The 13,387-nt window shown below is 61.2% G+C and carries 13 protein-coding genes; 12 read left to right on the forward strand and 1 reads right to left on the reverse strand.

Annotated elements, in window-relative coordinates:
- The first annotated feature begins 20 nt into the window (after nt 1-20).
- The 8 genes from rfbF to ACZ5D1_RS15890 all read left to right on the forward strand — a co-directional run bounded on the left by rfbF (nt 21) and on the right by ACZ5D1_RS15890 (nt 7,958).
- Nucleotides 21-812 carry a glucose-1-phosphate cytidylyltransferase gene (gene rfbF / locus ACZ5D1_RS15855; protein ID WP_455696568.1) on the forward strand — a complete coding sequence of 264 codons (792 nt, stop codon included), beginning with the start codon at nt 21-23 and terminating at the stop codon, nt 810-812.
- A complete protein-coding gene (gene rfbG, locus ACZ5D1_RS15860) occupies nt 802-1,908 on the forward strand; it encodes a CDP-glucose 4,6-dehydratase (RefSeq protein WP_273195168.1) in 1,107 nt (368 codons plus the stop codon). Before rfbF ends, rfbG begins: the two co-directional genes overlap by 11 nt.
- Nucleotides 1,902-2,414: a dTDP-4-dehydrorhamnose 3,5-epimerase family protein gene (locus tag ACZ5D1_RS15865; RefSeq protein WP_049753969.1), complete on the forward strand. Its 513-nt coding sequence runs from the start codon at nt 1,902-1,904 to the stop codon at nt 2,412-2,414. The genes rfbG and ACZ5D1_RS15865 overlap by 7 nt, the downstream gene beginning before the upstream one ends.
- 34 nt (nt 2,415-2,448) lie before the next feature.
- Nucleotides 2,449-3,603, forward strand: a complete 1,155-nt coding sequence (locus ACZ5D1_RS15870) for a DegT/DnrJ/EryC1/StrS family aminotransferase (RefSeq protein ID WP_464555452.1) — start codon at nt 2,449-2,451, stop codon at nt 3,601-3,603.
- On the forward strand, nt 3,603-4,586 hold the full coding sequence (locus ACZ5D1_RS15875; protein WP_464555454.1) for a glycosyltransferase family 2 protein: 984 nt from the start codon (nt 3,603-3,605) through the stop codon (nt 4,584-4,586). Before ACZ5D1_RS15870 ends, ACZ5D1_RS15875 begins: the two co-directional genes overlap by 1 nt.
- A 36-nt stretch (nt 4,587-4,622) precedes the next feature.
- Nucleotides 4,623-6,791 carry an STT3 domain-containing protein gene (locus ACZ5D1_RS15880; RefSeq protein ID WP_464555456.1) on the forward strand — a complete coding sequence of 723 codons (2,169 nt, stop codon included), beginning with the start codon at nt 4,623-4,625 and terminating at the stop codon, nt 6,789-6,791.
- A gap of 91 nt (nt 6,792-6,882) precedes the next feature.
- On the forward strand, nt 6,883-7,368 hold the full coding sequence (locus tag ACZ5D1_RS15885) for a YbaY family lipoprotein (RefSeq protein WP_273195171.1): 486 nt from the start codon (nt 6,883-6,885) through the stop codon (nt 7,366-7,368).
- On the forward strand, nt 7,365-7,958 hold the full coding sequence (locus tag ACZ5D1_RS15890; RefSeq protein ID WP_464555457.1) for a DNA-3-methyladenine glycosylase I: 594 nt from the start codon (nt 7,365-7,367) through the stop codon (nt 7,956-7,958). The genes ACZ5D1_RS15885 and ACZ5D1_RS15890 overlap by 4 nt, the downstream gene beginning before the upstream one ends.
- Before the next feature lie 82 nt (nt 7,959-8,040).
- On the opposite strand, the gene ACZ5D1_RS15895 is transcribed toward ACZ5D1_RS15890, so the two are convergent.
- On the reverse strand, nt 8,041-8,967 hold the full coding sequence (locus ACZ5D1_RS15895) for an AraC family transcriptional regulator (RefSeq protein WP_011369365.1): 927 nt from the start codon (nt 8,965-8,967) through the stop codon (nt 8,041-8,043).
- Nucleotides 8,968-9,121: 154 nt separating this feature from the next.
- Between ACZ5D1_RS15895 and ACZ5D1_RS15900 the strand changes: the two genes are divergently transcribed.
- From ACZ5D1_RS15900 to tmcD, 4 genes are all read left to right on the forward strand, one after another.
- Nucleotides 9,122-9,673 carry a glycine cleavage system transcriptional repressor gene (locus ACZ5D1_RS15900; RefSeq protein ID WP_011369366.1) on the forward strand — a complete coding sequence of 184 codons (552 nt, stop codon included), beginning with the start codon at nt 9,122-9,124 and terminating at the stop codon, nt 9,671-9,673.
- A 26-nt stretch (nt 9,674-9,699) separates the two neighbouring features.
- Nucleotides 9,700-11,070 carry a PFL family protein gene (locus ACZ5D1_RS15905; protein ID WP_011369367.1) on the forward strand — a complete coding sequence of 457 codons (1,371 nt, stop codon included), beginning with the start codon at nt 9,700-9,702 and terminating at the stop codon, nt 11,068-11,070.
- A gap of 69 nt (nt 11,071-11,139) precedes the next feature.
- Nucleotides 11,140-11,478 carry a tRNA-binding protein gene (locus ACZ5D1_RS15910; RefSeq protein WP_011369368.1) on the forward strand — a complete coding sequence of 113 codons (339 nt, stop codon included), beginning with the start codon at nt 11,140-11,142 and terminating at the stop codon, nt 11,476-11,478.
- A 657-nt stretch (nt 11,479-12,135) separates the two neighbouring features.
- Entirely contained in the window at nt 12,136-13,386 is a 1,251-nt protein-coding gene (gene tmcD, locus ACZ5D1_RS15915; RefSeq protein WP_011369369.1) for an electron transfer complex subunit TmcD, read from the forward strand.
- Nucleotide 13,387: the final 1 nt, after the last annotated feature.

The following is a 13,387-nucleotide window of genomic DNA, read 5'->3' on the forward strand; positions in this document are numbered from 1 at the left end:
ACAACCGCAAGGATACTCGCATGAAAGTCATCATCATGTGCGGCGGCAAAGGAACCCGCCTGCGCGAAGAAACGGGAACACGCCCCAAGCCCATGCTGGACATCGGCGGACGCCCCATTCTGTGGCACATCATGGATATATACGCCCGGCAGGGCTTCAAGGACTTCATCCTGCCGCTGGGTTACAAAGGCGACATGATCAAGCAGTATTTCTGGGAATACAAAATACGCAACTCCGATTTCACCATAGATCTTGCCTCCGGCAACATGACCACACACAACAGCTGCCCCACCGACTGGCGCGTAACCATGTGCGACACCGGACAGGACACCATGAAGGGCGCACGCATCAGTCAGGTGGCGCGCCACATTGACACGCAGCGGTTCATGGTGACCTACGGCGACGGTGTGGCCGACATTGATCTGCACGCCCTGCTGGATTTCCATATCCGTTCAGGCAACACGGGCACATTCACGGGAGTGCGCATGCCTTCGCGCTTCGGGGCCGTACAGACTGACGAGCAGGGCAACATTCTGTCATGGCAGGAAAAACCTGTGCTCAACGAATACATCAACTGCGGCTTTTTCGTCTTTGAACGCGAGTTTCTGAACTACCTTTCCGATGATCCGTCCTGCGACCTTGAAAAAGAACCGCTTGAGCGTCTTGCCGCAGAAGGCAGACTGGGCATGTACCCCCATGACGGCTTCTGGCATTGCATGGACACCCTGCGCGACTATAACGACCTGAACGCCATGTGGAACAGCGGCAGCGCACCGTGGGCCGCAGCAGCAGGAGGCTCCGATGTTTGCTGATGTCTACGAAGGCGCCCGCGTTCTGGTGACAGGACATACCGGATTCAAGGGTTCGTGGCTCACTGCGTGGCTGCTGGAACTGGGCGCCACGGTGGCAGGGTTTGCCGACGGCGTTCCCACCAGCCCCTCGGGGTACGCGGCCATGGGGCTGGAAAACCGCATAACCACCTACACGGGCGATATCCGCGACAGAGACGCCGTGCAGGCGGCTTTTGCCGATTTCCGTCCGCAATTTGTCTTTCATATGGCGGCACAGGCGCTTGTACGCCGCTCATACAGAGAACCGGCAGCCACGTTTGCCACCAACGCCATGGGCACACTGAACGTCATGGAAGCCGTACGCACCACGCCGGAGGTCCGCGTGCTGGTAAGCATTACCAGTGACAAGTGCTACCGCAATGACGAATGGGTGTGGGGCTACCGCGAAACAGACCACCTCGGGGGCGACGACCCGTACAGCGCATCAAAAGCCTGTGCGGAAATTGTAGCCCATTCGTATATAACCTCGTTTTTCACATCCGGTCCGCGCTGTGCAACGGTGCGTGCAGGCAATGTCATAGGCGGGGGAGACTGGGCCGAAGACCGCATCGTGCCCGACTGCGCGCGGGCATGGGCCGCCGGTGAACCTGTCATAATCCGCAATCCTTCCGCAACCAGACCGTGGCAGCATGTGCTCGAACCGCTGTCAGGGTATCTGTGGCTGGGGGCCGGACTGGCGGCAGAATCAGCAGCTGCGGCCGAAAACCCGCTGCACGGTCAGGCATTCAACTTCGGGCCGCCTGCAGAAGTTATCCGTACTGTAGGCGACGTGGTGGGCGAACTGGGCGCACATTGGCCGGGATTTACCGCCCGGCTGGGCACGCCGCCCGCGCACGAGGCGGAATGCACCCTGCTCAAGCTGTGCTGCGACAAGGCGCTGGCGCGGCTGGGCTGGCGCGCTGTGCTGCGCCACGAAGAAACCGTACGCTTTACGGCCGAATGGTATAATGCCTTTTATTCCGGCGCATCGGGTGATATGTCCGCTTTCACCACCGGCCAGATAGCGGAATATGTCCGCAAGGCCCGACAGGGAGGATTGCCGTGGACATCATGCTGAACACCGCAGATATAAGCGCAGCAGCCATACTGCTGCCCGTGGAGGGGGCGCAGCTTTCCGAGCTGCGTCAGATACCGGCTGAAGGCGGCCCCGTGCTGCACATGCTGCGTCTGGATTCTCCCCAGTTTTCACAGTTCGGGGAAATATATTTTTCCGAAGTGCTGCCCCGCCGCGTAAAAGCGTGGAAACGGCACAGCCTCATGACTCAGCTGTTCGCCGTTCCCGTGGGCTGCATTCATGTTGTTCTGTACGACGGCAGAGAAAAATCGCCCACCAGCGGAAGGCTGGCACAGGTCACGCTGGGCAGACCGGACAACTACCGCCTGCTGCGCATCCCGCCGCAGGTCTGGTACGGGTTTGCCGCCACAGGCGACACTCCGGCACTGGTGGCCAACTGCACAGACATTCCGCACAGACAGGGAGAATCGGAACGCGCCCCGCAGGACGCGCCGTTCATTCCTTTCAGCTGGGCCGGAGCAGACCTTTCCGGCACGCCGGTCATGTAACGGCGGCTCCGGCCGCATCAGTCAGGATAACAGCATGAGCGATTCCAACCGTCACAACGCCCCGTTGCGCCTTTCCCGTTCCGTGGTGGGCAGGGAGGAGGCCGAGGCCGTCACCCGTATCATCATGGAAGAAGGCTATCTGGGCATGGGTGCCGAGGTTCAGCGCCTTGAAGCGGAAATTGCCGCCTATCTGGGCGTGGCTGCCGCCAATGTAAGCTGCGTGAACACCGGCACCGCCGCGTTGCACCTTGCCGTGCAGGCTGCCGTGCCGCAGGGCGGCGAGGTGCTGGTCCAGTCCGTCACCTATGTGGCTTCTTTTCAGGCCATACGCGCCGCCGGAGCGGTTCCCGTGGCCTGCGAGGCTCTGCCCGCAAGCGTGACCATTGATCTGGACGACGCCGCCCGCCGTCTGACGCCGCGCACCAGAGCCATCATGCCGGTGCACTATGCAGGCTATGCGGGAGATCTGGATGCCGTATACGCCTTTGCGGACAGACACGGGCTGCGCGTCATCGAAGACGCCGCCCATGCTTTCGGCAGCAGCCACAGAGGACGGCTCATCGGGTCATTCGGCGATATTGTGTGCTTCAGCTTTGACGGTATCAAAAACATCACCTGCGGCGAAGGCGGCGCCATTGTCAGCGCAGACCCCGCCGTTAACGCCGCGGTAAAAGACGCCCGGCTGCTGGGGGTCGAACGGGACACGGAAAAACGGTTCGCCGGTCAGCGCAGCTGGAATTTTGATGTGACGGCGCAAGGCTGGCGGTATCATATGAGCAACATCATGGCCGCCATCGGCAGAGTGCAGCTGCGCCGCCTGCCGCAGGAGTTCGCTCCGGCCCGCCGCAGACTGAGCGCCCTGTACAGGGAACTGCTGCAGGATACCCCCGGGGTGGCCCTGCTGGAGACCGATGCCGAAGGCACGGTGCCGCACATCATGGCCGTGCGCATCACCGACGGCCGCCGCGACACCCTGCGCGGACTGCTGGACGGCGAAGGCCTGACCACAGGTCTGCATTACCGCCCCAACCACCTGCACACCCTGTTCGGAGGCGCAAGCCGGTCGCTGCCCGTCAGTGAACGGCTGGAAAAGGAACTGCTCACCCTGCCGCTGCATCCGGCCCTTTCCAAGGACGACGTACGCGCCGTATGCACGCGGCTGCGCACATTCATGCAGGAGAACCGCTGATGCAGCCTGATTCCGCCGCTGCTCCCGCCGTCAGCATCATCATGAACTGCCTGAACTGCAGCGTCCATCTGTCTGCGGCGCTGGACAGCGTGCTGGCGCAGACCTTCTCCGACTGGGAGGTCATATTCTGGGACAACGGTTCTTCGGACGGCAGCCATCATCTGGTGGAACGGCTTGATGACAGCCGCATGCGCATTTTCCGGAACACGGCAACCGTACCGCTGGGCATGGCCCGCAATCTGGCCATCGCACAGGCGCGGGGCAGTTTTATCGCCTTTCTGGACTGTGACGACCTGTGGGAACCGGACAAACTGGCGATGCAGCTTGAACGCATGTACGCTGACCCGCAGACAGGTCTGGTGTGCACCGATACACAGCAGTTCACAGGGAACGGCCGCCCGCTGAACAGGATATTCGCCCTTACCCCGCCCCGACGGGGCCATGTGTTTGCCGAACTGCTGCGCGGATACTGGATAAGCATGTCGTCCGCCATGGTCCGCCGCAGCGCGCTGGAATCGGTGGCGGGTACGGACCGCGCCCCCGACGGCACTCTGCTGTATTTCGATCCGCGTTTTTCCATATGCGAAGAAGCCGACCTTTTTTTACGCATAGCCTGGGCGCACAAGCTTGATCATGTGGACAGCCCGCTGACGCGCTGGCGTGTGCATCAGAACAGCACCACTTTTGAAAAATTCGAACTGGCTGCGGAAGAAACCCGCATGATGTGCGACAAGTTCACCCGCCTGCTGCCAGCATTTGCCACGCAGTACCGGGCGGAAGCCGACCTGCTGCATACGCAGGCGGCATTCCGCGAAGCAGTGGGGCACTGGAAATCAGGCAATGCCGTCCGGGCGCGCAACGCGCTGCGCGGCCGCGTCAATTCCATGAAAACCGCCGCCATGTGGACGCTGACATTCCTGCCTGCGGGGCTTTACCGCCATGCCGCGGCAGCTTATATGCGCATGGCGCGTTTTTTCAGATAGTCTGACGCCACAACCTCCGCACCACGGGAGCCGCCCTTGACCATCCTTCACGTCTCCGCATCCCCTGCCGCAGACCGCAAGCAGCTGGTCGTGCTGTGTACTGCCGCCTATTGCATAGCGCTGGGGGTACGGCTGCTGGAACTGCCCGGCTGGAGCGCCTATGACGCTCTGTACAAAGGTGAACACCTGCTGGCCACGCATGATGCCTATCACTGGCTGGCCGCGGCAACGGGATTTGAATTCGACCAGCAGCACCCGCTGGCCCGTATGCTGGCTTTTCTCCATTCACTCACCGGCATTGCCTGCGGCAATCTGGCCTTTTATCTGCCCGCCGTCATGGCCTGCCTTGTGGCACCGCTCATGGTCGGCTGGGGCGCCGCGCTGGGCATGCCTCTGGCCGGATTCACCGCGGGACTGCTCACGGCATGCGCCCCCGGACTGATGACCAGAACAGGGCTGGGTTATTACGATACCGACCTGCTCATTTCCGGAGCTCTCATCGTCAACACGCTGGTGCCTGCCCTCTGGCTGCGCAACAGCCTGCACAACCCGCTGCGGACCATCAGCGCCGCACTGCGCCGCTCCTCCGCCGCAGAGCAGCCCGCCCCCCCGCCGGCTGCGGAAAGCACCGGCCCGGTATGGTTCGCCGTATTGCTCTGCTGCGGGCTGTTTGTGTACTGGCAGCCGGCCATCCACAATATGTTCAACCTGATGGGCAAAGCCTTTCCGGGCATCGCCCTTGTACTTGCCGCCCTGCTGGGACGCCGTGCCGCCATGCGCCGCACGGCGGAGGGGTTGCTCATATACATATTCTGCGCTCTTGCCGGTCCCGCCGGCGCCGGGGCAGCCATGCTGCTGTGGCTTGCCGGCCGTAAAAATCCCCGCTCGCTGGACAGGCTGTACACGGGCAGGCGCGCCCTGTTTGCGGCGCTTGTGCTGCTGGCGGCCGCCACTGCGCTTGAGCCTGCCGGTCTCAACTACATGCGCAGCGCCATCAAAGGCTATTCCGGTGAAAAAAGCGCCGTGGTGGCCCATACCCTGAGTTATCCTTCCGTGGTGGGCAGCATCATCGAAGCACAGAAACTCTCCTTCGACGCGTTCCTCACCAGCGTTCACGGCTGGACATGGCTTGCCGCGGGCGGACTTGCACTCTTTTTTCTGCTTATGCTTGCAGAACCCGTGACCGCTCTGCTGCTGCCTCTGGCGGCCATGGGACTGGGCAGTGTGGCGCTGGGTGCGCGTTTTGCCATGTTCGCGGCTCCGTGTTTTGCACTGGGCACAGCGTGGGCTCTGCATCTTGCCGTTCACGGTGCGGCCCGTCTGGCACACCGCAACGCGGCGCAGCCGCTGCCGGCGCCGCACAGGCGCGCCGCCATGCTGTGTTCGGTGGCAGCCGCATGCATCATGTGCTGGCCTTCGGCACAGCTTGCCGCCGCGCTGGCGCAAGGTCCCATCATTTCCACCCGTCAGGTGGAAGCGCTGGACTTCATCCGCGGCAACACGCCGGAAGACTCCATGCTGTGGTACTGGTGGGACTGGGGGTACGCCGCACAATATTACGCCAGACGCACCACCGTGGCAGACGGAGCGCGCCACTCCAACCAGCGCATCTACGCCCCTGCCGCGGTGCTGACCACCGACGTGCCCCGCTTTGCCAACCAGCTCATCAAATACGTGGCCGGTGCGCAGCCTCCCGTTTCCGGCGCATTTGCCGGACTTGATGCCGGTCAGACCATGGAGAAGCTGCACTCTTTCTATCTGCGCGAGACACAGCCGTCCCCGCCGCAGAAACAGTACCTCATCGTTTCCGCGGAACAGCTGCGGCTGGGAGCATGGATCAGCCGCTTCGGCACATGGGATTTCAACACCCGGCAGTGGGAAGAGACAACGGTGCTGGCCATCGACCGTCCGGTGCAGTACAGCCCGCAGAAAGGCCTGTTCCTCATAAAGGGGCTTGATCCCATGCAGGCGGAATCCCTGACCGTGTTTGAGGGTACCCGGGTTGTCAATCACCAGTATCCGCATTTCAGCGGCAGACATTTTGTCATCGACAAGGATCAGGGGATGATTCTGGTCGTGGACAGGACCGTATACAACAGCATGGCACTGCAGCTGCTTGTCAACGACGGTTCCAACGAGGATATCAGCCGGTACTTCCGGCTTGTGTTCAGCAACGGCAAGACCAAGGTGTACGAAGTGCTGTAGCCGGACGGGAGCTTTTTCCGGCGCCGCGCATATGGTATATATTTACACGGCACACGCCGTGTGCCTGTACTCTTTGCAAGGGAGAATGACCATGGCCACATCACTGCCCGCTGCCCTGCCCGCTGCACTGGCGGCCCTGCGCAGCCGAGTCCGCACCGTCATATGCGCCGCAATGCTTTGCGCCGCGGCCCTGCTGCTGACGGCTTGTGCCGCCGCACAGAAGACGGAGACCCCCGCGCCTGACAATCTCGGAACAGTCAGCGGCACCGTGCTGTACAGAGAACGCATCATACTGCCGCCGGATGCGGAACTGACCGTACGGCTGCTTGATGTTTCGCGTGCCGATGCTCCCGCACAGGCGCTCGGAGTGCAGACCATGGCCCTTGCCGGTCCGCCGCCGTATGCATTCCGCGTGGCCTATGACCCGCAAAGCATCGACCCCCGCCACAGCTATGCAGTGGCAGCAGAAATCCGCTCCGGCGGCAGGCTGCTGTTCATCACCGACACGCGGCATGCAGTGCTCACGCGGGGCGCTGCCGGTACGGCGCAGCTTGTGCTGAAGGCGGTCGGCCCATGAATGCGCCTGCGCACGATACGCGCTGCCCGTGGGCCAGAACACCGGAGGAAACAGCGTACCATGACCACGAGTGGGGCGTTCCGGTACGCGACGACCGCAGACATTTCGAGTTTCTTGTACTGGAAGGGGCGCAGGCAGGATTGAGCTGGCTGACAGTCCTGCGCAGGCGCGAAGGCTACCGCAGCGCATTTGCCGGATTCGATCCCGCAGCCGTGGCGGCTTTTGACGAATCGCGCATGGCCGCCCTGCAGCAGGATACGCGCATCATCCGCAACAGGCTGAAAATAGCCTCGGCGGTGCGCAACGCCCGTGCCTTTCTCAGAGTGCAGGAAGAATTCGGCTCGTATGACAGCTACATATGGCGGTTTACCGGGGGACGTCCCGTACAGAACCAATGGCGGAGCATAGAAGAGGTGCCCGCCGCCACTCCGCTGTCCGACCGCATAAGCAGGGACATGAAGCAACGCGGCTTCAATTTTGTGGGCAGCACCATTGTGTATGCGCTCATGCAGGCGACCGGAATGGTCAACGACCATCTGGTCACATGCCCCCGCCATGCCCCCGTGCGTGCGCTGAGCGAAGGCATGTGAGCTGCCCCCAGACCAACCCCTGACCAGCCGTAAAAAAGCCCGCGGCAGAACCGCGGGCATATTCTGTTCACAGCCGCCGCCCTCAGCGCGGCATCAGCGGCATGCGGATTTCCGTCAGCAACTCCTGTTCCGGCGTTGATGTGCAGTCATTAAGATACACCTCGACACTGGGCGCTGCGCGGAATTCTCTGCCGGAACGGCCGCCCCATTGCCCGCACAACGCGGCATAGGCATTGGTCAACCCTGTGTAGGGGCCTTTCCACACGGCGCATACATATTCGCCGCCTTCCACCTCGCGTATGGCCACAGGATGCTCAGCCTGCACATTATCCGGCACCGATATGCAGGCATCGTAACGGATTTTATCCGGTGCGGTCACTTCGGGGTCATCGTAGCAGATGCCCATAAACTGTGTCTGTGCCATCACCAGCCCTTGCGGAAACGCCCAGTCGCACAGGGTTTTCCAGGCGGCCTCGCATTGCGCATACGGGCCGGTGTGTCTGACAAAGGCCACCCGGACAGGAGCCAGAACCTTCACTTCAGGTTCCAGCCCCAGACTTTCCAACGTGAAACCGGCTACCACTTTGGTCATGGCGGATTCTCCCAGAACTCCGGCGGGAATCATTCCCGCTTTTCGCACATGCCTGCGCAGCGCGGAGGGAGACATGCCGAACTGTGCCCTGAAAGCTCTGCTGAATGCTTCATGCGCTTCGTATCCGGCATCAAAGGCGATATCGGTCACTGAAGCGCTGCCGTAAGCCAGACGGTGCACCGCCTTTTCCAGCCTCAGCCGCCGTATGTAGGCCATCACCGATTCTCCCGCCACTCCGCGGAATATCCGGTGGAAGTGATACGGTGAAAAATGAGCCTGCGCGGCCATATCATCAAGACTCACAGCCTCGTTCATATGCTCTTCCAGCCACAGTATGGCCCGCATGATACGCATGCGGTATGTCTCGTGCGCGTGTTCCTGCATAATGCTGTTTCCCTTTGCAGCGGTATACAGCATGCACGGTGCTCCCACATGACTTTTTTTGCGCAATGTCCCCGCGGGACACGGCAGCAGAGCTTACTTCCCCGCGGGGGGCTGCCGCTGCCGCTTGACAGCCGCCGCCCGCCGCTGCACTGTGGCACATCCAATATACAAGGGAGTTTGACCCGACATGAACAAAGTTGTCGTTTCCATCATCGGACGTGACCGCCCCGGCATAGTGAACACCGTGGCGCAGCGTCTGCATGAACTTGACTGCGATATTGTAGAGGTCAGCCAGACCATTCTTGAGGGAGCGTTCGCGGCGCTGTTCATAGCCGGTCTTCCCGAACGCCTCACCGTGGAGGCGCTGCGCGATGCGCTGACCACGCACATGGCATGGCAGGGGCTGGGCTGCTTCATACGCGAACATGAAGCAGGCGCCGGTGCGGCGCAGCAGTCCGACCCGTTTGTTGTCACACTGGACGGCCCCGACAGCAAGGGACTTGTTTCCGGCATCACGGGCGTCATGAGCGGATGCGGTGTAAACATTGAAAACCTGAAGGCCATCAAACGGCAGAATACAGGCAATGCGCTCATCATGTTCGAAATTTCCGTGCCGCATTCTGTAAACAATGCAGAGTTCAGAACCGCGCTGGAACACAAGGCGGCGGAACTGGGTGTGCGCGTAAGTCTGCAACACCGCGATATTTTTGAAGCCATACACCGCGTGCTGCCCGTATAGGCGCATCATACCAGCAAGGATATACAATGCTTACCGATCGCGAAGTAATCAGCACGCTGGACATGCTCCGCAACGAGCATCTGGACGTGCGCACCGTAACGCTGGGCATCAGCCTGTTCGACTGCGCCAGCGACAATTTCGACCGTTTCGCCACCCGCGTGCAGGACAAAATCAGCCGCTATGCAGAGCATCTGGTGGCCACCTGCGACGAAGTGGGCGAAAAATACGGCATACCCGTTGTGAACAAGCGCATCAGCATAAGCCCCATGGCCGTTGTGGGAGCGCCTTTCGGCCCTGACGACATGGTGCGCGCCGCGCAGGTGCTGGACAAGGCTGCCTGCAACGCCGGTGTTGACTTTCTGGGCGGATTCACCGCGCTGGTGGAAAAAGGCATGACCAAAGGCGACAGGGCGCTTATAGACGCCCTGCCCGAAGCCCTGGCCACCACAGGCAGGGTGTGTTCCTCGGTCAACGTGGGGTCTTCGCGCTCCGGCATCAACATGGATGCCGTGGCACTGATGGGCGACACCATAGTGCAGATTGCCGGCCGCACCGCCGACCGTGACGGCATCGGCTGCGCCAAGCTGGTGGTCTTTACCAACATACCGCAGGATGTTCCCTTCATGGCCGGCGCCTATCTTGGCACGGGCGAACCCGATGTGGTCATCAACGTGGGGGTAAGCGGCCCCGGCGTGGTCAAAAAAGCCATAGACCGTGCCATGCAGAGCGGTGACAGGTCTCTGGGCGACATTGCCGAAGTCATCAAGCGTACGGCGTTCAAGGTGACCCGCGTGGGCGAAATCATCGGCCGCGAAGTAGCCGAGCGCCTCGGGGTGCCTTTCGGGGTGGCAGACCTTTCACTGGCCCCCGCGCCGCAGGTGGGTGATTCCGTCGGCGAAATATTCCAGAGCGTCGGCCTTGCTTCCATCGGCGTGCCCGGTTCCACTGCCGTGCTGGCCATGCTCAACGACGCCGTGAAAAAAGGCGGCGCTTTTGCCAGCTCGCACGTGGGCGGCCTTTCCGGCGCGTTCATCCCCGTTTCCGAAGACCTCAACATAGCCGAGGCCGCAGCCACCGGACGGCTGACGCTGGAAAAACTGGAAGCCATGACCAGCGTGTGCTCCGTGGGGCTGGACATGGTAGCCATTCCCGGCGACACCCCCGCGGCCACCATCGCGGCCATCATTGCCGACGAAATGGCCATAGGCATGATCAACAACAAGACCACGGCAGTTCGTATCATACCCGTTCCCGGCAAAAAAGCGGGCGATACGGTCTCCTTCGGGGGGCTGCTGGGCGAATCCGCCATCATGCCTGTACCCGGCAGCGGCGGATCGGAAAAATTCATCAGGCTGGGCGGACGGATGCCCGCGCCCATTCACAGCCTCAAAAACTGACACACGATGCAGCGGAGCCGTTACGGCTCCGCTGTTTTGTCATGCCGTGTACGCGGCGCGGAGGACAGCATGGAACAGATCTGCTGGAACGACTTTGACAAGGTACAGCTGCGCGCAGGCACCATCCGCCGCGCAGAACCCTTTCCCGAAGCACGCAAACCGGCTTACCGCCTGTGGGTGGATTTCGGCCCTGAAATCGGCACGCTCCGGTCAAGTGCACAGATAACCGCGCACTACACTCCGCAGCAGCTTGAAGGCAGACAGATTGTCGCCGTTGTCAACTTCCCGCCCAAACAGATCGGCCCCTTCATGTCCGAATGCCTTGTTACCGGATTTGCAGACCACGAGGGCGGCATCGTCCTCATCGCGCCGGACGCGCCCGTCCCCGACGGCGCCCGCCTCATGTAATTCCGCCCCTTGGCCCGTCCTTTCTGCGCTTAGCCTCATGCAACGGCACCGCCTTCCGGTCCCGTTGCATTTTCTGTTCATACTGTTTCAATCCGACACTGCAACCAACCTGCGGTGCGCGCCGTGCCCGGCAACGGGGCACACATACGCCCCCCCGCCTCCGGTTGTGCAGAGGCGCACACCTGCGCCGTGTTACCGGCGGACAAAAGAAACGGCTTAATGCCTGCCCGCCCGCTGCGCCATGCATGCAGCTCACCGCCCGCCCACTGCCGGTCCCGCAACGCTGCATACCTGAAAAATCTGCCGCACCGTAAAACACCCCCTGTTCTAAGAGCTGAAACAAAGCAGCACGCAACAAAACACAAAATAACGCATGCAACGAAAAAGCGTCTTGCAGAAAGCGGAACACATAATTCTATACCAAACAGGTATAGTATGCATTTTTACACACACTATTTACTACCACATTGGTATACATAAATACTCCACCACTACAGTATAGTTATATAAAATCAAATAAAAGCTTCACAAAATGGTTTTTTATGCTATGTCTACCCAAAAGATAGAGTTATGAAATAACGGAAAAACATCACACCATTAAATCACTCTGCACAACAGCACACGTTCTGCGTGATACGGCGGAAGAAGGAGGCGGACATGCAACTGCCAGACGCATGGGACTGGGAATCGGGAGAGCGCACCATCATGGCCTCGACCGCTCCGCAGGAAGGTCACCTGTGGCAGGAAGAGCTGCAGGCGTCGCCCGACGGCGAGCGTTTTGCCGCTGTGACGGCGCTTGATGAAACCACATTTTCGCTGCGGATCAACGACCAGACACAGGAAGCCACCTACGACAAGATATGGCTGCCCCGCTTTTCGCCGGACGGCAGGCTTACCGCTCTGGTGCAGGAAGACGGCGAATGGACCATGCTGGTGGAAGAAGAGGCATGGCCGGGGCATTACGGCTACCTGTGGAGCACCATGTTCGGCCCTTCCGGCGATATTGCCGCCCCCGCGCAGCAGGACGGTGAATACGGCATGGTGCTGAACGGCACCCCGTGGGAAACCCTGTACGAAAACGCCAACAACTACTGTATAAGCCCCGCCGGCGGCAAGACGGCAGCCGTTGTGCAGACCCGCTCCATGGGACAGGCGGATGTCGCCACGTTTCAGGAAGGCATATACAGCGTGGCTGTAAACGGCGAAGCCTGGCCCGTGAATTTTGTAAACTGCTGGACTCCTGTCTTTTCCGCCGACGGACGCCGCGTGGCGGTGCAGGTCCGCCGCAATCTGCACGACTACACCATCGCGGTGGACGGCACCCCGTGGACAATCAACTACCAGTGCGTCTGGGAACCCTGCTTTCACCCTTCATCGGGCGGTGTGGCGGCTCCCGTGCGTCAGAACGGCATGTGGGGCGTGGCTCTGGACGGACAGATGCTGTGGAAGGCACGCAATGCGCAGTGCTGGAACCTGCGCTACAGTCCGGACGGCAGCCACCTGTGGGCCGTGGTTGCGCCGGAATACGGCATGTTCACCGTCTCTCTGGATGACACTCCCTGGACGTTCCGCGCCCCTGTGGTGACAGATATGGTTCTTTCCCCTTCCGGAGACAGAGCCGCCGCACTGGCCAGCGACAACAACACGCTCTGGCAGGTTGTGGTGGACGGCAAACCGTGGCGCGGCACCTATGACATGGCGTGGCAGCCTGTCTTCAGCCCCGACGGAACCCGCGTGGCGGCACGCGTGGAACGCAACGGGAAATACGTCGTACTGCTGGACGGCGCCCCCGCCGCCGAAGCATTCGACACGGCCTTTGACCCCGTTTTCAGTCCTGACGGCCGCAAACTGCTGCTGCGGGGTGTGCGCAACGGCAAGGCTGTGCGCATCGTAAAGCAACTCCAATAGC

The organism is Oleidesulfovibrio vietnamensis, from assembly GCF_055388115.1.

Coding starts and splice junctions, on each gene's coding strand:
- ACZ5D1_RS15865 (WP_049753969.1), top strand. CDS start 1,902: ATGCTGAACACCGCAGATATAAGCGCAGCAGCCATACTGCTGCCCGTG.
- ACZ5D1_RS15890 (WP_464555457.1), top strand. CDS start 7,365: ATGAATGCGCCTGCGCACGATACGCGCTGCCCGTGGGCCAGAACACCG.
- rfbF (WP_455696568.1), top strand. CDS start 21: ATGAAAGTCATCATCATGTGCGGCGGCAAAGGAACCCGCCTGCGCGAA.
- ACZ5D1_RS15900 (WP_011369366.1), top strand. CDS start 9,122: ATGAACAAAGTTGTCGTTTCCATCATCGGACGTGACCGCCCCGGCATA.
- ACZ5D1_RS15895 (WP_011369365.1), bottom strand. CDS start 8,967: ATGCTGTATACCGCTGCAAAGGGAAACAGCATTATGCAGGAACACGCG.
- ACZ5D1_RS15905 (WP_011369367.1), top strand. CDS start 9,700: ATGCTTACCGATCGCGAAGTAATCAGCACGCTGGACATGCTCCGCAAC.
- ACZ5D1_RS15875 (WP_464555454.1), top strand. CDS start 3,603: ATGCAGCCTGATTCCGCCGCTGCTCCCGCCGTCAGCATCATCATGAAC.
- ACZ5D1_RS15870 (WP_464555452.1), top strand. CDS start 2,449: ATGAGCGATTCCAACCGTCACAACGCCCCGTTGCGCCTTTCCCGTTCC.
- tmcD (WP_011369369.1), top strand. CDS start 12,136: ATGCAACTGCCAGACGCATGGGACTGGGAATCGGGAGAGCGCACCATC.
- rfbG (WP_273195168.1), top strand. CDS start 802: ATGTTTGCTGATGTCTACGAAGGCGCCCGCGTTCTGGTGACAGGACAT.
- ACZ5D1_RS15885 (WP_273195171.1), top strand. CDS start 6,883: ATGGCCACATCACTGCCCGCTGCCCTGCCCGCTGCACTGGCGGCCCTG.
- ACZ5D1_RS15910 (WP_011369368.1), top strand. CDS start 11,140: ATGGAACAGATCTGCTGGAACGACTTTGACAAGGTACAGCTGCGCGCA.